Source organism: Candidatus Agathobaculum pullicola (assembly GCF_052117205.1).
Classification (GTDB): domain Bacteria; phylum Bacillota; class Clostridia; order Oscillospirales; family Butyricicoccaceae; genus Agathobaculum; species Agathobaculum pullicola.
In genome coordinates, this window is the sequence record NZ_JBQKJP010000006.1 from 81,535 (window position 1) to 98,871 (window position 17,337).

At 55.1% G+C, this 17,337-nt stretch carries 23 protein-coding genes; 16 read left to right on the forward strand and 7 right to left on the reverse strand.

The features are described from left to right. Positions 1-149 precede the first annotated feature (149 nt). The 9 genes from ACTQ3V_RS04090 to ACTQ3V_RS04130 all read left to right on the forward strand — a co-directional run bounded on the left by ACTQ3V_RS04090 (position 150) and on the right by ACTQ3V_RS04130 (position 5,852). Complete coding sequence (locus ACTQ3V_RS04090; protein ID WP_441466389.1) at positions 150-1,124, forward strand: sugar phosphate nucleotidyltransferase; 975 nt, start codon at positions 150-152, stop codon at positions 1,122-1,124. Between the two features lie 14 nt (positions 1,125-1,138). Next, positions 1,139-1,660, forward strand: a complete 522-nt coding sequence (locus ACTQ3V_RS04095; RefSeq protein ID WP_441466390.1) for a DUF8052 family protein — start codon at positions 1,139-1,141, stop codon at positions 1,658-1,660. Positions 1,661-1,759: 99 nt separating this feature from the next. Further along, positions 1,760-1,996 carry a preprotein translocase subunit SecG gene (secG, locus tag ACTQ3V_RS04100; protein ID WP_441466391.1) on the forward strand — a complete coding sequence of 79 codons (237 nt, stop codon included), beginning with the start codon at positions 1,760-1,762 and terminating at the stop codon, positions 1,994-1,996. A 1-nt stretch (position 1,997) separates the two neighbouring features. Further along, positions 1,998-2,222 carry a hypothetical protein gene (locus ACTQ3V_RS04105; RefSeq protein WP_441466392.1) on the forward strand — a complete coding sequence of 75 codons (225 nt, stop codon included), beginning with the start codon at positions 1,998-2,000 and terminating at the stop codon, positions 2,220-2,222. A gap of 206 nt (positions 2,223-2,428) precedes the next feature. After that, complete coding sequence (locus ACTQ3V_RS04110; RefSeq protein ID WP_441466393.1) at positions 2,429-2,863, forward strand: DUF3842 family protein; 435 nt, start codon at positions 2,429-2,431, stop codon at positions 2,861-2,863. After that, positions 2,860-3,936: a uridine kinase family protein gene (locus ACTQ3V_RS04115; RefSeq protein ID WP_441466394.1), complete on the forward strand. Its 1,077-nt coding sequence runs from the start codon at positions 2,860-2,862 to the stop codon at positions 3,934-3,936. Before ACTQ3V_RS04110 ends, ACTQ3V_RS04115 begins: the two co-directional genes overlap by 4 nt. A gap of 119 nt (positions 3,937-4,055) precedes the next feature. Then, positions 4,056-4,613 carry an ECF transporter S component gene (locus tag ACTQ3V_RS04120; protein WP_441466395.1) on the forward strand — a complete coding sequence of 186 codons (558 nt, stop codon included), beginning with the start codon at positions 4,056-4,058 and terminating at the stop codon, positions 4,611-4,613. Positions 4,614-4,933: 320 nt separating this feature from the next. Further along, positions 4,934-5,374 carry a LytTR family DNA-binding domain-containing protein gene (locus ACTQ3V_RS04125; RefSeq protein ID WP_441466396.1) on the forward strand — a complete coding sequence of 147 codons (441 nt, stop codon included), beginning with the start codon at positions 4,934-4,936 and terminating at the stop codon, positions 5,372-5,374. A gap of 10 nt (positions 5,375-5,384) precedes the next feature. Further along, the gene (locus tag ACTQ3V_RS04130; protein WP_441466397.1) at positions 5,385-5,852 is read left to right on the forward strand and encodes a DUF3021 domain-containing protein; all 468 of its coding nucleotides are present in this window, start codon (positions 5,385-5,387) and stop codon (positions 5,850-5,852) included. A 54-nt stretch (positions 5,853-5,906) separates the two neighbouring features. Here the strand turns inward: ACTQ3V_RS04130 and ACTQ3V_RS04135 are convergent, their stop codons facing one another. From ACTQ3V_RS04135 to ACTQ3V_RS04165, 7 genes are all read right to left on the reverse strand, one after another. Then, on the reverse strand, positions 5,907-6,749 hold the full coding sequence (locus tag ACTQ3V_RS04135; protein ID WP_441466398.1) for a GIY-YIG nuclease family protein: 843 nt from the start codon (positions 6,747-6,749) through the stop codon (positions 5,907-5,909). Continuing rightward, positions 6,746-7,162, reverse strand: coding sequence for a flavodoxin family protein (locus ACTQ3V_RS04140; protein WP_441466399.1), 417 nt, complete (start codon positions 7,160-7,162; stop codon positions 6,746-6,748). The genes ACTQ3V_RS04135 and ACTQ3V_RS04140 overlap by 4 nt, the downstream gene beginning before the upstream one ends. 102 nt (positions 7,163-7,264) lie before the next feature. Further along, a complete protein-coding gene (locus ACTQ3V_RS04145) occupies positions 7,265-7,675 on the reverse strand; it encodes a DUF2273 domain-containing protein (RefSeq protein WP_441466400.1) in 411 nt (136 codons plus the stop codon). Positions 7,676-7,707: 32 nt separating this feature from the next. Next, positions 7,708-7,905, reverse strand: a complete 198-nt coding sequence (locus ACTQ3V_RS04150; protein ID WP_441466401.1) for a PspC domain-containing protein — start codon at positions 7,903-7,905, stop codon at positions 7,708-7,710. Positions 7,906-8,048: 143 nt separating this feature from the next. Beyond that, entirely contained in the window at positions 8,049-8,357 is a 309-nt protein-coding gene (locus ACTQ3V_RS04155; RefSeq protein WP_441466402.1) for a hypothetical protein, read from the reverse strand. Next, positions 8,354-9,013, reverse strand: a complete 660-nt coding sequence (locus ACTQ3V_RS04160; protein ID WP_441466403.1) for a DUF1700 domain-containing protein — start codon at positions 9,011-9,013, stop codon at positions 8,354-8,356. The genes ACTQ3V_RS04155 and ACTQ3V_RS04160 overlap by 4 nt, the downstream gene beginning before the upstream one ends. Continuing rightward, positions 9,010-9,327, reverse strand: a complete 318-nt coding sequence (locus ACTQ3V_RS04165; protein WP_441466404.1) for a PadR family transcriptional regulator — start codon at positions 9,325-9,327, stop codon at positions 9,010-9,012. Before ACTQ3V_RS04165 ends, ACTQ3V_RS04160 begins: the two co-directional genes overlap by 4 nt. 216 nt (positions 9,328-9,543) lie before the next feature. Between ACTQ3V_RS04165 and ACTQ3V_RS04170 the strand changes: the two genes are divergently transcribed. Genes ACTQ3V_RS04170 through prmA form a run of 7 tightly spaced genes read left to right on the forward strand, consistent with a single transcriptional unit; the run spans position 9,544 to position 17,215 of the window. Continuing rightward, the gene (locus ACTQ3V_RS04170) at positions 9,544-10,614 is read left to right on the forward strand and encodes a D-alanine--D-alanine ligase family protein (RefSeq protein WP_441466405.1); all 1,071 of its coding nucleotides are present in this window, start codon (positions 9,544-9,546) and stop codon (positions 10,612-10,614) included. Further along, on the forward strand, positions 10,607-11,404 hold the full coding sequence (gene murI / locus ACTQ3V_RS04175) for a glutamate racemase (protein ID WP_441466406.1): 798 nt from the start codon (positions 10,607-10,609) through the stop codon (positions 11,402-11,404). The genes ACTQ3V_RS04170 and murI overlap by 8 nt, the downstream gene beginning before the upstream one ends. A gap of 25 nt (positions 11,405-11,429) precedes the next feature. Further along, positions 11,430-11,867: a YwiB family protein gene (locus ACTQ3V_RS04180; protein WP_441466407.1), complete on the forward strand. Its 438-nt coding sequence runs from the start codon at positions 11,430-11,432 to the stop codon at positions 11,865-11,867. Between the two features lie 24 nt (positions 11,868-11,891). Further along, positions 11,892-13,589 carry an arginine--tRNA ligase gene (argS, locus tag ACTQ3V_RS04185; RefSeq protein WP_441466408.1) on the forward strand — a complete coding sequence of 566 codons (1,698 nt, stop codon included), beginning with the start codon at positions 11,892-11,894 and terminating at the stop codon, positions 13,587-13,589. A gap of 49 nt (positions 13,590-13,638) precedes the next feature. Continuing rightward, positions 13,639-15,123: a S41 family peptidase gene (locus tag ACTQ3V_RS04190; RefSeq protein WP_441466409.1), complete on the forward strand. Its 1,485-nt coding sequence runs from the start codon at positions 13,639-13,641 to the stop codon at positions 15,121-15,123. A gap of 33 nt (positions 15,124-15,156) precedes the next feature. Next, positions 15,157-16,197: a hypothetical protein gene (locus ACTQ3V_RS04195; protein ID WP_441466410.1), complete on the forward strand. Its 1,041-nt coding sequence runs from the start codon at positions 15,157-15,159 to the stop codon at positions 16,195-16,197. Positions 16,198-16,252: 55 nt separating this feature from the next. After that, positions 16,253-17,215: a 50S ribosomal protein L11 methyltransferase gene (prmA, locus tag ACTQ3V_RS04200; RefSeq protein ID WP_441466411.1), complete on the forward strand. Its 963-nt coding sequence runs from the start codon at positions 16,253-16,255 to the stop codon at positions 17,213-17,215. Positions 17,216-17,337: the final 122 nt, after the last annotated feature.

The window sequence follows — 17,337 nt, forward strand, 5'->3', positions numbered from 1 at the left end:
GTGATTGCATTTTCATGCTTTTCGACAAAAAAGAAGGCGTGCGTTGCAAACATCTTGTGTTTTATGATATGGTCTTGTATAATAATGAAGTATTCCAGACGGGCTGGGAGATTAAACATGGAAAAAAGCCCGTTTTGGTGGAGAAAAGATTGGCGAAAAAAGTATGCGGCGGCGCGGCCGCTGTAAAAAAGGAGAAGTGCGCAATGGCAAAGCCGGTTTTGGTGATTATGGCCGCGGGTATGGGCTCGCGTTACGGCGGACTGAAGCAGATTGACCCCGTCGGCCCGAACGGGCAGATCATTCTGGATTATTCGATTTATGACGCCCATCGCGCGGGTTTTGAGCGGGTTGTGTTCATTATCCGGCCTGAGCTGCATGAGGCGTTCGAGAAGGCCATCGGCCGTAAGGCACGCCGTTTTATGCAGGTCGATTACGCCTATCAGACGCTGGACAAGCTGCCGGAAGGTTTGCGTGCGCCCGAGGGACGTGAAAAGCCGCTCGGCACGGCACATGCGGTCTGGTGTGCAAGTGAGCTGACGGCGGGCGCGCCGATTGCGGTCATCAATGCGGATGATTTTTACGGTGCGGATGCGTTTCGGAAAATGTATGATTTTCTGTCTGTCGCGCAGGACGATGATAAATACCGGTACTGTATGGTTGGTTATCAGGTTGAAAACACGCTGACTGAAAACGGCACGGTATCGCGCGGCGTGTGTACAGAGGATGAAAACGGTCTGCTGACCGGCATTGTCGAGCGCACCGCGATTTCGCGCACACCGGACGGGCGGATTGTCTACGCAGCGGACGGCGATGCGCCGGCAGGGGAAATCCCGGCGGGCACACCGGTCTCGCTCAATCTGTGGGGCTTTACGCCGTCGTTCCTGCCCACGCTGGAGGAGGGCCTGCGCCGCTTTTTCGCGGAAAGGCTGCCGCAGAACCCGATGAAGGGGGAGTATTATCTGCCGTTTGCCGTGGACGAACTGATTCAGGCGGGCCGTGCGACCGCTCAGGTGCTGACTACCACAGCGCGCTGGTTTGGCGTTACCTATCGGGAGGATAAGCCAACCGTATGCGCCGCCATTGCAGAGATGACCCGGCAGGGCGAATATCCGGCAGATCTGTAAGTGGGAGGAATATAATGGATTTTTCGGCCGAATTTATCGATTTGCGCAATCGGTTGCTGCAGGGATTACATCCTGCGTTTGTGTCCGAGCAAAACACCGAGGTTGCCGGGCGTATCGCGGCGCTGCTGAGCCGGTTTGACGTGACCAGCGAGAAAAAATTGCTGGGGATGATGTCGACGGGAACATCCAGTCATGCCCATGAGTATCGACTGTTGTTTGCTGCGCCTGAATGTAATACAGCGGCACTGGCGGATTGGTGGGACTATGCCAAGCGGGCGGAGCAGGCGCTGGTGCGGCCCGATGCCATGCACGATTACTCTATCGTGTCCGTCATTCTGGCAACGCAGCATGTAGAGCGCGATATGCAGAAGAAAGTGCGCCGGTTGAGCGCAGAGCGGCAGTTTGAGAGCGGCAAGCATGGCTGGTCATCCATACATTTTGCGGTTATCGATTTGGAGGCGCGCAAGATATACACAAATCGTATGGGCGCGCCGCTGAAGAATATTTTACAGCCGATTTTGAGAAAAAACACTTGAAATTTCGCACTTATTGTGCTATAGTATCATGTACGCAAATATAGCGTGCCATATTTTGGCGCGATAACGGAAAGAAAAAACAGTGGAGGAATCGTAATTATGACTACCGCACAAATTGCACTTTCGATTGTAATGATCGTTGCCAGCCTGTTCCTTATTGTTGTGGTCCTGCTGCAGAGCGGCGCACAGCAGGGTCTGGGCGCGATTTCCGGCGGCGCGGAAACCTTTTTCGGCGCAGGCAAGGCGACGGCAGCAGATAAAGTTTTTGCTCGTCTGACTTCGGTGGTGGGCATTGTGTTTGTCATCGCTGCGCTTGTGCTCAATCTGATTCACTGATATGCAAACGGTGCAGCGCGTGCTGCTGCTCGCGTTTGCGGTGCTGGCAGCGCTGACGGTTTTCCAGCAGATGCGGTATGGCATGATTTGCGGCCGCGTTGAAGGAACGGGCGACAAGCAGGCAGATCCCAAGGCGAAAGCATGCCGACGGCGCGCGGTATTGTGCGCGGTCGGGGCGGCGGTGTGTCTGGCTGTCAATATTGCAATTGGCGCTTTGAGCCGGTAAACATTGTCCCGGACTGTGACAGACAATGGATTGATGAAAGTGGTGCGTTGATAAGAGCGCACCACTTTTTTGATGCCTATTTTTGTAAGAGAAAGCGGCTTTGGAGAGGAAAAGTCCAATATTGCTTTCTTTTTTTGTTGGCATATGGTATAATTGTGTCAACATATCTGCTGTTTTTTAACAGCTTATTGAGAGGTTTTTGTGAAATGAGGAAGCAGTCAAATGTCTGCCGCATTCTGGTGGTTGACGGACAGGGCGGCGGCATCGGAGGTCAGCTGGTAAAGCTGCTGCGGAGCTGCCTGCCGGAAAATTGTGAACTGATCGGTGTGGGCACCAATACTTTGGCGACCAATGCGATGCTGAAGGCGGGTGCGGACCACGGTGCAACAGGAGAAAATGCTGTTGTGTTCAATGCCGCGCGTGCGGATGTGATTCTCGGCCCGATCGGTGTCGTGGTGGCCAACGGTATTCTGGGCGAGGTTTCTCCCCGTATGGCAACGGCCATTTCGGGTGCGGAGGTAAAGAAAATACTGATTCCATCCTCCACCTGCGGAATTTATGTCGCGGGGACCGAGGATTGCCGTCTGGAGGAATATCTGCGCCGTGCGGTGCAGGTTGTGATGCAGGTCATCGCGGAATGAGTGCAGAGAATGATCAGGCGCTGCTGCTGGCACATCGCGCGCGGTATCCGCTGATGGAGGCGCAGGACTGCGTAAAGCTGCTCTATCAAAGCGAGTTTGGCCCAACACATTTGGGTGAAACCATAGAAATGTTGACCGATGGCATCGCAGAGGAATGGAAAGCGGTGCCGGAAACCGCGTTGCCGCTCAAACCGGAAAGAATTGGCGGCGGATTGTGTCGGTTTCCGCTGCGGCCCGGCGCGTTTCGTCAGGAGGCGGCGCGGCTGCTTGCCGGATTGATACAGCAAACCGCGCTGCATTGCGGAGGAAAGCCCGAGCGTTTGCGGCAGCGGCTGGAGCGGCTCAGCGCCGTGCAGCCAGATTTGCGCCGATGGCTGGCGGAAACGGCACGGGACTACGCTTCTCCGGTTCGGCATAGCGCGCGGTTTCGGGCGGCGTATCAGCCGCATTATCGGCTGCTGCGGCAGGAATATGCCGGATATTTTCCGCTTTTGCTGTCAATTGTGCAGGAAATGCAGAAAAAGCGTCCGCTTATCATCGCCATTGACGGTTGCTGCGGCAGCGGCAAAACACAGCTGGCCGCGCTTTTGCAGAAATTGTTCCCGTGTCGGGTGTTTCATACCGACCATTACTATCTTCCGATGCTAAGACGTGCGGCGGACTGGCAGGAAAAACCTGCCGGCAATATGGATTTGGAACGGTTGTGGACAGAAGTCATACAGCCGGCGCAGAGGGGTGCAACGGTATACCAGCGTATATTCAACTGCGCAGCACAGCATCTGGCGCAGCCGCAGGCTGTGGCACCGTCTCCGCTCACCGTAGTGGAGGGGAGTTATTCCCTGCATCCGCAGCTGGCCGATGCCTATGACATGCGTATTTTCCTGACCTGTGCGGAGAAAGAGCAGAAAACACGGCTGCAAGCGCGGGAAGGAACTCATTATGAGATGTTCGAACGTGTTTGGATACCGATGGAGAAGCGGTACCATGCCAAGTGCGATCCGCTTTCGTATCATCCGATGGTGATAGACACCAGTTCGTTTTTTGGAGAATCATTCGATTCTCTGTCTATATAAATTGATTTTGCTGCCAAGAAGGCGGTTTATGTTCCCCGGCACCTCCTGAAAAAAGCCATGAAGGCTGTGCTGTTTCAGAAGAAGCGGCTTGGAAAGACTTTTGAAGGAGTGTTTTTATCATGCAAAAATCCATTCATAATCTGGTTTTGGCTGCATTGTTTCTGGCATTGGGACTGATTCTTCCGTTTTTTACCGGACAGATTCCGCAGATTGGAAGCATGCTGCTGCCAATGCACATTCCGGTACTCATCTGCGGTCTCATCTGCGGCTGGCAGTATGGCGCGATCATCGGCTTTATTTTGCCGCTGCTGCGCTATGTGCTCTTTGGCATGCCGCCGATTTTCCCGACCGGCATTGCGATGTCGTTTGAACTGGCGACCTACGGTTTGGTGGTTGGTGCGCTGTATGCACATTCCCGCTGGAAGTGTATCTTTGCGCTTTACCGGTCGCTGCTTGTTGCGATGGTGGTGGGTCGCATCATATGGGGTGTGACGGAGGTTGTGCTGCAAGGCTTGGGTGGTCAGGCATTCACATGGCAGTTGTTCCTGAGTGGTGCGCTGTTGACTGCGATTCCCGGTATCGTTCTGCAGCTGGTACTCATTCCGGCATTGATGATTGCATTGGATCGCACCGGCTTGGTTCGTTTTTCTAAAAAAGCCGCGGCGGATGCAGTATGATGGTTTGATGGAATAAAATTGATGAAACAGCAAAGAAAAGCGGCGCTTTCATGAAGAAAGCGCCGCTTTTTCACTATTACACGCAAGTTTGCAGCAGAATGGAGACATTTGCCCCACGCCAGTAATATGTAACGGTTTTGCCGCCTGCGATCAATTGCGCATGTGCGGTAAAGTCGCGCACAGAAAAATGATAGACAGCAGCCTGATATTTCGCAAGGTAGCATCGAACCACTTATGCTGTAAAAATGACCATCTATCAACAAAGAGTGGAAATCCCTGTTGGTTTTTCTTATACTATATTTGAGACAAGAGGTGGGAAAATGCAAATTGAAATCAAGATTGATGATAGCTGCAAGGAAACCAAAGTGATTGTAGTTACTGATAAGATAACCGATGAAATAAACGCACTTGTAAAAAAACTCGCCGAGGATACCACGCAATTTCTTGCAGGGTTTCAAGGAGATACATTGAAAATTTTGGACCAGCAAGAAATTTTGCGTATTTATACAGCAAACGGCAAGGTATTTGCAGTGACGGATTGTGGAGAATATCAGCTGCGGTTGCGATTATATGAGCTTGAAGAGCGGCTTGATAGAATAAGTTTCGTTCGCATATCCAATTCTGAAATTATTAATCTTAAAAAGGTCAAGAAATTTGATTTAAATTACACTGGAACGATTTGTGTTTTCTTGACGAATGGTACGGTTACTTATGTTTCAAGGCGATATGTTTCAAAAATTAAGCAAGTGTTAGGGATATGAGGTGCATGATATGAAGAAAAAAATAGCTATCAGATGTCTGCTTGGAGCGCCGATTGGTTTAGCAATTAGCACCGCTATCGCAATCGCCATTTCATTGGTCATAGGCGATGGACGCTTTTATCCGGTTGTTCCGGAATTGATTGCAAGCTGTGGAACGGAAATCAATGCGGTTTTGTTACAATCTGTTTGCTCTGTATTGTATGGTGCGGCGTGGGCTGGCGCCTCTGTGATTTGGGAGATAGATGATTGGAGTATTCTCCATCAAACGGCTGCGCACCTGATAATATGTTCCCTTGCAACCTTTCCGATGGCATACTTTATGCGTTGGATGGAACATAGCATTGGAGGTGTTTTGATTTATTTTTCCATTTTCTTTGCAATTTATTTCCTGATATGGATTTCTCAATATCTGTCTATCAAAAAGCGTTTGCAGCAGATAAATAGAAAAGTTGCGCAGAACAATTGTGTGGAGAAGTAAGCAAACCAAACGAGCAGAAAATTCACACGATTCAGTCAAAGGCAATATTTGCTCTTATGGAAGTTTTTGCTCCAGTAAAGGCCGTACACCCTCCCACTCGCTCTGATGCAGGCAGCACAGACTTTCGTATGGAACGGTCTGCGCACTGCCATCTACACGGCAAGCGGGCAAGTCATGTGGAGTGTCATGCGCGGCGGCGAAATCGCAAAGCGCGACGAAAACCATATCCGCGACCTCGCAGCCGGGGGAAAAAGGCGGAATACCGTCCATACGGGTGAGAAAAGCGAAGGCAAGCTCGTCATCAAAGCCGCCGTCCTCGCCCCGTGCATACTGTTGGCGATAGCTGCCTGCCGGAAGGATATCCTCCGGACTTAGCATAAGCCCGATTTCCTCCCGTGCTTCGCGCAGTATGGCGGTTTCCGGCGTTTCGCCCGGGTCGATATGTCCGGTGGCGGACAAATCGAAACCACCGGGATAAAGCGGGCGGTCAAACTGGCGCTGCTGCAGCCACAGACCGGGGATGCCGTCCCGCATACCGATGGTCCAAAGGTGACAGACATGGTGATACAGCCCTTGTGCGTGCACGACCGCGCGCGGCCGCTCGCCGCAGGCGCGTCCGTCTGCATCGTAGACGGTCAGCAGCTCGCCTCCGCTTTGCGCTTGGATCAGCGTCTGCTTCTGCGCGCGGGGGAGACGCTTGATTTCCGCTTCACGCCGCATCGCCTCGCTTTGCGTGGGGAAAATCTCACTATACACCAGTGTGACCGGACCACGGCCGCGGGTATATTTAGCGCCCTTGCCGCTGTTGTGCGCGGCTAAACGAGCGGTCAGATCATTGGTCCAGCCGCAATACAGTGTGTCATCCGCACAGCGTAGAATATAGGTGTAATTGCTCATTGATGCGAGCGGATATCCCGCTGGGCGACGACCTTGCAGCCCTTGCTGCAAATCAGGGCGCGCACCTTGTCGTGACTTTTTTCGCTGCTGCCGCTGGCCGAGACAAGCAGCACCTCTACCTCTTTGCCGGAAGGCAGAAGATTGACCATGGTGTTAAACGGCGGGGCGGGGAAACCGGCCCAGACCGGCGCCATCAGGACAATCCTTTCGTAGCCGGACAGGTCGAGCGCCCGTTGCAGCGGCACGCTTTTCTGCCGGATGGCGGCAGGGCAGCCGCGTGTGACGGCGGTCAGCGGATTGTATTTTTTTACGGGTACGGCTTCCAGCAGGTCCGCGCCGCGCGCGTTGGCTTCCGCGCGGGCAAAGGACCGCGTTGCGCCGCCCTGAGAGAAATAAACAACGGCGGTTTTCATGCGATGCACTCTCCTTGTTGCTATCAGGTGATCATAGGAACTATTCTTAGTATACCACAAAAAAGAAAGCAGCGGACGTATAATCCGCTGCTTTTTTGTCTGTTATTCTGTGCTTTCCGGCCTTTGTCCCGCAGCGTCGCGCCCGGTTTTCCGATTTTTGTACAGGCGGTTGCCGATGAAATAGCCAATTGAAGCGCATACGATGGCGCATATATTGGCATCCGGCGGATGAAAGCCTGCTATGCCGACCAGTCCGGAAATCAGATATCCCCCTGCCACACCCAGTGCGGTACAGTGGAAGCCCACGCGCGGCATGCCAAAAATCCGTACATCGGCGGGATCGCTATCCGCCTCTTCGGCTGGCTCTTCCTCGGTGACATCATCTGGCCTTTCGATCATTGCCTCGCTGTCAGTTGCTGCGGACAGGGCGACTTGATCGGTTTCCGACGGTTGTGCAACGGTTTGCATGGATTCGGTCTGTTCTGCGGTCAGCGGCTTGTGGTTTTCACTCATAAGGGGGCACATCCTCTCGTTGGGGAGGGGTTTTACTGGACGTTGCTCTGCGTCGGGATGATAATGGCAGCAAGGATATAGGCTAAAATACCGGTTCCGCCGAAACAGCAGAGAAAAGCCCAGGCAAGGCGAATCAGCGTTGAGTCGAGACCGAAATATTCAGCAATGCCCGCGCATACGCCGCACAGCATGCGGTCGGATTCGCTGCGGTACAGTTTCTTGCCATTCATAGTAAAAACTCCTTTTCTTCTATCATACGTTGTTTTGGAGGGTTCGTCAAGGGGGCGACGAATAAAGGCGCCAATTGCTCAAAATCTCTATGGGCATCGGGTTGGCATCCTCCAAAAGCGGATGGAGCATGATGTGCGTCCGGTCAGTCGAACCACCAGTCGGGGTCAAAGACATCCAGAGCATCATCGACAACATCGTCAACCGTATCGCCTATCCAGTCACCCGGATGATCCTCAAACCAACCGGAATGCCAGCCGTGTTCATTTTTCCATGTGTAATAATGCCACCGGCTTTGTATGCCATACGTAAGGTCGCGCAGGCTTTCGGTAACGGGATGCAGCACACCATTATAATAGGAGCCGTACAACCGTCCGCCGGCGGCCCAGCCGCCCAGCATCATGCAGCCGCCAACCACCAGTACAGCGCAGCAGGCAAGAGCGAGTTTCTTCATTTTGTGTCACCTCCGTTTTTATGGGTGCGGCCACGCCATTTGTCGATGGGCCATCGAAGTAGGGCCACAAAAGCGCGAAACAGGGGAGGCACGAACAGAATACACAGCTTGATGATCAAAAGTGAAAGCAGAACACCCAGCGCGAACAGCGCAAGACCGCAGCCGAGGGTCATAACCGCACTGGCCGGCATGCTCCATAGGACAAAGGACATGCCGCATAGGATGACGCCCGCCGCCAGCAGGCAGAGCGGAACGACCACGGCGAATGCCAATACCATTAGCACAATGGACAGAACAACGCCGAACACGGTGACAATCAGGCCGATGAGCACGCCGGCGAGCGGGATGCCGATTGGAATGGCCAGCAGCACCAGCACAACCAGCAGCCACGGATTGATGCCGTTCCAGCGGCGCTTTTTTTGCTGCGGCGCGGCATTGTCCGATGCGGGCGGCACGGGCGTGACTTCCCGATAATCCGCAAGGATCTGCCCGGCTACTTTTTCCGGCGCGCCCAGATCGGCAATCACTTTCTCTTCATTTTCCGGGCCTGCGTCGTCAAAATATTCCTCATAATAGCGCAGGGCGCTGGCGCGTTCTTCCTCGGGCAGGACGGAAAGCGCACGCCGCAGCGCCGCCATATACTCAGTTCTGTTCATTGGTGATTTCCTCCAAAAAAGATCGCGTCGATTCCATTTCGGTAATTTTGCCAGTCGATACGGTGCTGGCGGAGCTGGACGCGTCCGTGTTCGGTAATTTTGTAATAGCGTCGGTTGCGTCCGGCAAAGGCCTCGTCGTAGGTTGACAGATAGCCGTCCTTTTGCAGGCGACGCAGTACCGGATACAGGGTTGATTCGGAAATTTCCAGCACTTTTTGCACATCCTGTGTGATGCGGTAGCCATAAGTGCTCTCCCGCTCGACCACTGCAAGCACGATTCCGTCGAGCAGGGAGGAGGCGATCGGGTATGACATGGGATACCACCTCTCTTTTGTGTTTGCAATAATATTATATGATATATAATATAGGTCGTCAACTGATATTTCAAAAAATAGTGTGAAGGAATTGTAAATTTTGTAGAAATGATGCGCGGAAAAGCGTGGTTCCGCATTGTATTTGCGCATCAAATGACGTATAATGTTATCTGAATGAGTAGAAGGCAACAACGAGAAGGGGCGAAACAGGAAAAAATGAAACTGGCTGTATTATTTGGCGGCATTTCAAGCGAGCACGATATTTCGTGTCTGTCCGCTGCGTCCATTCTGCGCAATTTGGACAAAAACAAATATGAGATTTACGCGGTCGGCATCACGCAGGAGGGCAAATGGTTTTACTGCCCGACCTGCGATCCCGACCGCGTTGAAAACGGTTCATGGGAGCGCATGACAGATAAAGTGCCGGCGGTGATCTCGCCGGACCGCGGCGTACATGGCCTGATGCTGCTGCATGAGGGCAAGACAGAGATGGTACATCTGGACTGCGTGTTCCCGGTGCTGCACGGCGTCGGGGGCGAGGACGGCACGATGCAGGGCCTGCTGGAGCTGGCGGGCATCCCATATGTGGGCTGCGGCGTAGCGGCAAGCGCCAATTCGATGGATAAATCCATCACCAAGGCGATTGTGGAGACAACCGGCGTACGGCAGGCAGGATATTTCCTCGCGCTGCGGCAGGATTTTGAGCGCGACGCGGAAGGCGTGGTCCGTGCGGCAGCTGAGGCGCTCGGCGCGTTCCCGGTGTTTGTCAAGCCCTGCTCGCAAGGCTCGTCAGTCGGCGTTGCCAAGGCGGGCGACATGCTGGAGCTTGCCGCAGGTTTGACCGAGGCGTTCAAGCTGGACAGCAAGGTGCTGGTCGAGGAGTTTATCGACGGCCATGAAGTCGAGTGCGCGGTGCTGGGCAACCAGCATCCGGTGGCCTCTACCGTGGGCGAGATTGCGCCCACACAGGCGTTCTATACTTTTGACGCCAAGTATAAGGATGAAAGCTCCAAACTGTACATCCCGGCCCATATCACCGAGACACAGATGGAAACCGTTCGGCATAACGCGCTGCGCGTGTATGCCGCGCTCGGCTGCCGTGGTCTGTCCCGCGTGGACTTTTTTGTCACCCATGCGGACGGCGAGGTCGTGTTCAATGAGCTGAACTCCATTCCGGGCTTTACCTCTATCAGTATGTATCCCAAGCTGTTTGATTACGAGGGTCTGCACTATCCTGCCCTGCTGGACCGTCTGATCGAACTGGCGCTGGAGGAACATCATGGATAATCGCGCGATTGGCGTGTTTGATTCCGGTCTGGGCGGTTTGACCGCGGTGCGGCGGCTGCACGCGCTGATGCCGCGGGAGAATATCATCTATTTCGGCGATACCGGCCGCGTGCCGTATGGTACGCGCGGACGGGATACCATCATTAAATATGCGCGGCAGGACGTTGCGTTTCTGCGGCAGTTTGACCTGAAAGCCATTATCATCGCGTGCAACACGGTGTCGTCGGTCGCGCTCGACCTGCTCGACCGGGAAAATGACATTCCGATTATCGGTACGGTCGAACCCGCGTGCCGCCGCGCGATGACGATGACGCAAAACGGCAGGGTCGGTGTGATTGGTACGGCGGCGACCGTGCGGTCGGGTGCGTATGAGCGCTACCTGCACCACGCGGACGGCAGCCTGACGCTGTATACCCAGCCCTGTCCGCTGTTTGTGCCGCTGGTCGAGAATGGTCGGGTGCAGCGCGGGGATGTGGTGATCGAAACGGTCGTGGCAGAGTATCTCGCGCCGCTCAAAGACGCGGGCGTGGATACATTGATTTTGGGCTGCACGCACTATCCGCTGCTCGAGGACGTAATCGGGGACTTTATGGGCCCGGATGTGACGCTCATCGACTCGGGCGCGGAGGCGGCAAACCTCGCCTCGACCCGGTTTGACCCCGCCGGAGGACCGGGCGAGACCCGATATTTCGTCTCGGATGATCCGGATGGGTTTGACCAGCTTGCGGGCCTGTTTTTGCAGGAGCAGATCGACGCGGGCGCGGGATTGGTTGATATTTCAAGCTACTGAAAACGGCATGGACGGAGAACAAGCAATGAAAAAGGACGTTTGGCTGTCGATTTACTCCAAACAGCAGTTTGCCGACTGCGATGAGGAGCGAATCAACTTGGTAACCGCCGCAACACTGTACGAGCGCGGCGGCAAATATTATATCGCCTATGAGGAGAGCGAGCTGACCGGGCTGGAAGGCACCAAGACCACGGTCAAGCTGGACGGTAAGACGGTCGCGCTGATCCGCACAGGCGCATACCCTTCGCACATGCTGTTTGCCGAGGATGAGCGGCATGTTGGATTGTATCAGACACCGGTTGGCGCGGAGATGACGGTTTCCACCCACACCTCGCGTGTGCGCAATACCGTGGGGGAAAACGGCGGCGAGCTGGTGATTGATTATACGGTGGAAGTGGATCATTCGCTGATGGGCGAGCACCATTTTGAAATGGTGGTATCCACGCAGCCGATACAGGTTTGATAAAAATAAACGGAGAGTGAACAGATGAACGCATATGAATTTGCGCGTGCCGAGGCAACCCGTGTGGTTGAGGCGGCTTATCATAAAGCGGTGGCGGCGGGTGTGCTGCCCGAGGGCGATATTCCGCCCGTTGCGGTCGAGACCCCGAAGGATGCTTCCAACGGCGACTGGGCATCCACCTTCGCCATGCAGTGCGCCAAGCCCTTGCGCATGGCGCCCCGCAAAATTGCCGAGGCGATTGTAGACAACCTTGATTTGTCGGGCAGCTGCTTTGACACGGTGGACATCGCGGGGCCCGGATTTATGAATTTTACGCTGGGCCAGAGCTGGTATGAAAAGGCCGTCAAGGGCGTGTTTGAAATGGGCGATAAGTACGGCCGCAGCCAGACCAAAACCCCGGAAAAGGTCATGATCGAGTTTGTGTCCGCCAATCCCACAGGCCCGATGCACATGGGTAACGCGCGCGGCGGCGTGCTGGGCGACTGTCTCGCATCCGTGCTGGACTGGTCGGGCAACGATGTCACGCGCGAGTTTTATATCAACGACGCGGGCAATCAGGTTGATAAGTTTGCCCATTCGGTCGAGGGCCGCTATATTCAGGAAATCCGTGGCGAGGATGCCATCGAGTTCGACCCGTCGTGGTATCAGGGCGACGATATCAAGGCGCTGGCGCATGACCTTGTCGAGCAGTACGGCGACAGCCTGATGGACAAAACGCCGGAAGAGCGTTTTGCCATCATCGAGGGCTACGGTCTGCCGACCAACATTGCGCGCATGGAGCGCGATCTGAAGCGCTATAAGATCAATTATGATGTCTGGTTCCGCGAGAGCGAGCTGCATGAGAGCGGCTACGTCAAGGAAACCATGGATCTCTTAACCGAAAAGGGCGCGACCTATGAAACCGAGGACGGTGCGCTCTGGCTGCGTTCGACGGATTTCGGCTGCGATAAGGATGATGTGCTGCGCCGCGCCAATGGTTTTTATACCTATTTTGCGGCGGATATCGCTTATCACCGCAATAAGTTTGAAAAGCGCGGCTTTGACCGTGTCATCAATATCTGGGGCGCGGACCATCACGGCCACGTCAAGCGTTTGCAGTGCGCGCTCGACGCGCTGGGTTTGGACGGTTCGCACCGTCTGGAAATCGTGCTCATGCAGCTGGTGCGCATGATGCAGGGCGGCGAGGTTGTCCGTATGTCCAAGCGCACGGGCAAAAGTCTGACCTTAACCGATCTGCTGGACGAAATCCCGGTCGACGCGGCGCGTTTCTTCTTTAATTCCCGCGCGGCGGAGACGCAGATGGAGTTTGACCTCGACCTTGCGGTCAAGCAGGATTCGGATAATCCGCTGTATTATGTGCAGTATGCGCATGCGCGCATCTGCTCGGTCATCAAGAACTGCACCGAGGACGGCATGGCCATGCCTGACACGGCAAGCGTCGACCTCTCTGTGCTGACCGGCGCGGATGAGCGTCAGCTGGTCAAGACGATTGCACAATTCCCCGAGGAAATTGTGCAGGCGGCGGTCAGCCGAGATCCGTCGCGGCTGAATAAGTATGCTGTGGCGCTGGCGCAGCAGTTCCATCATTTCTATAACGCCTGCCGCATCAAGTGCGATGATGAAAAGCTGTGCGCAGCACGCTTGACGTTGTGCCTTGCCGCCCGTCAGACCATTGCCAACGCACTGGGACTGATTGGTGTGGACGCACCGGAGAGCATGTAAGATAAAGATATGAAACGGTGTTTTGCCCTCTGAACAAGGGAGAGAATCAATGAAAAAGATTGCAAAAAAGTTGGTTGCCCTGACGCTTGCAGCGGCGACGCTGACCGTATCCGCAGGAGCGGTCACACCGGACGGACAAAGCGAAACCTGGTTTGACGGCGTTTGGTCGCTGATTGACAGCTTTGGGTTGAAAGCGGAAGATAACCCGTATATCCTGCAAAACTATATCAATAAGTACTTGCAGGACCATCCGGAGGAAATGTATAACGTCATTAACGATATTCTGTCGCTGCTCGATACCCATTCCATGTATCTGTCGAGCGAGGAATATTCGGAGGGCTTTGCCACGCTCGAGGGCTTTGTCGGCATTGGCGTGGGAATCCAGCAAGGCTCGGGCGGTGTGCTGGTCAGCGAGGTGATGCGCTACTCCGCAGCGGAGGAGGCAGGCCTGCAAATCGGGGACCTTATCATCGCGGTGGACGGCAAGGATACCACACAGATGACACACCCGGAAGTGGCCGAGCTGCTGCGCGGAAAAGAAGGCACCAGCGTAGCCGTCACGGTGCGGCGGCAAGGCCGCGAGCTGACCATTACCTGCGTGCGGCGGCAGGTCAATCAGGTCTATGTATCCAGCCAGACCATGGCGGACGGCGTGGAGTATATTAAGGTCAGCGCAATGGGCTCGCAGAACGATTGGGAGGCCTTTTCGGAGACTTGGGAAGGGCTGGACGAAAAGAATACGCGTGCGGTCATTTTGGATTTGCGCGGTAACGGCGGCGGCGTGATCGATATTGCGCTGCAAATGGCGGATGCCATGACGCAAGATGCAAATGTGTATCTGGCCGGTGTGCACTGGCGCGAGGATATGGGCGGTTTGCAGGAGCATTATTCCACCGGAGGCGGCCTGCCGCTGAATAAAATTGTCGTGCTTGTGGATGGTGGCACGGCTTCGGCAGCCGAGCTGCTGGCGGGCAGCCTGCAGGATAACGGCGTGGCCACGCTGGTCGGTGAAACGACCTACGGTAAGGGGCAGGGCCAGTACCATCTGGAACTGCTCAACGGCGACAAGCTGGTTATCACCACGCTTGAGTTGGAATTGCCCAAACAGGGCTGCTGGGAGGGCGTCGGCCTGACGCCGGATGTGATGCTGGAGAATCGCACGGTGACAGTCAATGCCGCGCGATTGACGCCGCTCGATACGACGGAACCCCTGCGCTTTGGTATGCAGTCGGACAACGTCTACGCTATGACCGAGCGGCTGGTGCTGCTGGGGTTGCTGGACGAGGCCACCAATACATTTGACGGTAAGGTGACAGGTGCGGTGCAGTCCTTCCTTGCAAGCTACGATATGGAGCCTGGCCTGTATGCCTCGGCCGAAATGCTGCAAGCGCTGGACGAGGCGATGCAGACGCTGGACGGACAGACCTATGAACTGGATGAGCAGCTGCTTACCGCGCTGGAACTGTGCAAGCTGGCAGCAGCGGAGCCGCAGCAATATACCGCGCTGCCGGATGGCAGCTGGAAGAAAAACTAATTGGACGGGATTCTTCTTGGGAGGAAAATAACATTGGATATTCCTTTATGCCCGATGGAACATCAACCGCAGATTCTGTTGACCGATCCGGCGGCCTTGCCGCTCTGCCGGCAGCAGCCTGAGCGTTTTGCGGGCGCGATTGCGCCAAATGGAGAAACCTGTGCGGTCTGGGCGCAAAGCCTTGCGCCTTTGCCGGTCGGCCTGACACTGGATTGTCCGCCCGTTCCGGACGCGGAAGAATGCGGACGGCCGGTCACGATGGCGTACATGAAGCAGTGCAAGCAGGCGTTTCGTCCGCTGCTGCATGATGATGCAGCGTTTTACTACCTGCGCGGGGCGCAAACCTTTGCGGCGCTGCGCGCGGCAGTGCTGGCGCTGGGGGATCTGTGCGGCCGTACGGTGATTGCGGAGCTGCTGATAGACGATGACGAAGGCCGCCTGTCCGACGGTACGGATGTGCGCGCGGCGGTGGGCGTATTGCAGCGCATCGGTGTGACAACGGTCATTTTGACCGCGCATGATCCGCAGTCGATTACCGAAGCGCTGGATATGACGGCGCCGTATGCCCGTTTGTCGCTTGGTGTATGCGTACATTCCGCATGGCTGCGCGCGCAGACCACGCTGTATAATACGGAAATTTTTCTGCCGGCGGAGCATGACGATACCGCACGGCTGCTGGCGGCAATCGACTCCCATACGGGCGGCGCGGTGGTCGAGCGCGACCATGATGATTTCATCCTGGCGCCGGACGGCAAAAACGCGCATTTCATTGACCCGACGATCGATATATCGGATGAGATCGAGTGCGGGCCGCGGTTGGAGGAGGCGCTGATTGCGGCGGAGGATGATGCTGGTGCGCTCAAGCTGGTGCTCGAAACCGAGGATGATGTGATCGCGCTGGAGGAATACTGGTATATGATTTCCCGACCGCTGTGCCTGTGCGCAGAGTCGGCTGAGTTGCTCGAGCAGGGGCTGCGGGTATACCCGGGGCTGGCGCTGTATGATGGGACATGGGAGCAGCCGGAAGAGGTTGTGCACTATCTGGAACAAAAATATGGTTTGATTCGTTTATAAGATTTGGGCTGAAGGAAAAGAGCGCGGCGGCGCTGAATATATGTGGAGGAATGCAATGGACTGGAAGGAAGTCACGATTTACACGACCACAGCCGGAATCGGCCCGGTCGAGGCGCTTCTGGAGGATAACGGCGTAGAGGGCTATGTGCTCGAGGACGCCGCTGATTTTGAAGAATTTTTGAAGGATACCGAAATCTACTGGGATTACGTGGATGAAGATTTGGTGCGCGAAAAACGCGCGCAGGAAACCTGTCTGAAAATTTATCTGTCGGATGACGAGGACGGCGCAAAGCAATATGCCGCCATTTGTGCGGCGCTGGAAAATCTAAAAGCGCGCGACGAGGAGCACGCATGGGGCCGTTTGTGTACCGAAACCGCCCTCACCCGTCAGGAGGACTGGGAATGGGGCTGGAAGCAGTATTTCAAGCCGTTCCCGGTAGGCGAAACCTTTATGATCAAGCCTTCGTGGGAGACGGTAGACGATGCGCAGGGGAGAAAAATTCTGGAAATTGACCCTGCCTCCTCCTTCGGTACGGGTAGCCACGATACCACGCAGCTGTGTATGGCGGCGCTGGAAAAGCTTGTCCGACCGGGCGATACGCTGCTCGATATGGGAACCGGGTCGGGGATTCTGGCAATTGCGGCGGCGATGCTGGGCGCGGACGTTAAAACCGTGGTGGATATTGATGAGAACTGTTTGAAAACCGCACAGGAAAACGCGGAGAAAAATCATGTTTCCATTGGCATCGGCTTATGCGGCGATGCGCTGCGCAGCCCGCAGCTTGCGCAGGAAATCGGTGCGGGCTACAATATTATCGTGGCCAATATCGTGGCTGACGTCATCATCGGCATGGCGCCGATGTTTGCGGACAAGCTGGCGCCGGGCGGACATCTGATTTGCTCGGGTATTCTCAACGAGCGCGCCGATGAGGTGCGCACGGCACTGGAGCAAAACGGTTTTTCGGTTTTGTCGCATGCACAGAGCGAGGATTGGAGCGCTTTTACCGCAAAAAAGTAATTCACGGAATGTTGTAGGTTTGTCAAACATATTGGACAGAGAACTCTAAGGGAGAAAACCAACCTAGAGGCCTCATGGGAAAGTTGTTGGAGTGGCGATTATGGATAGCGAGCTGCTTGGCG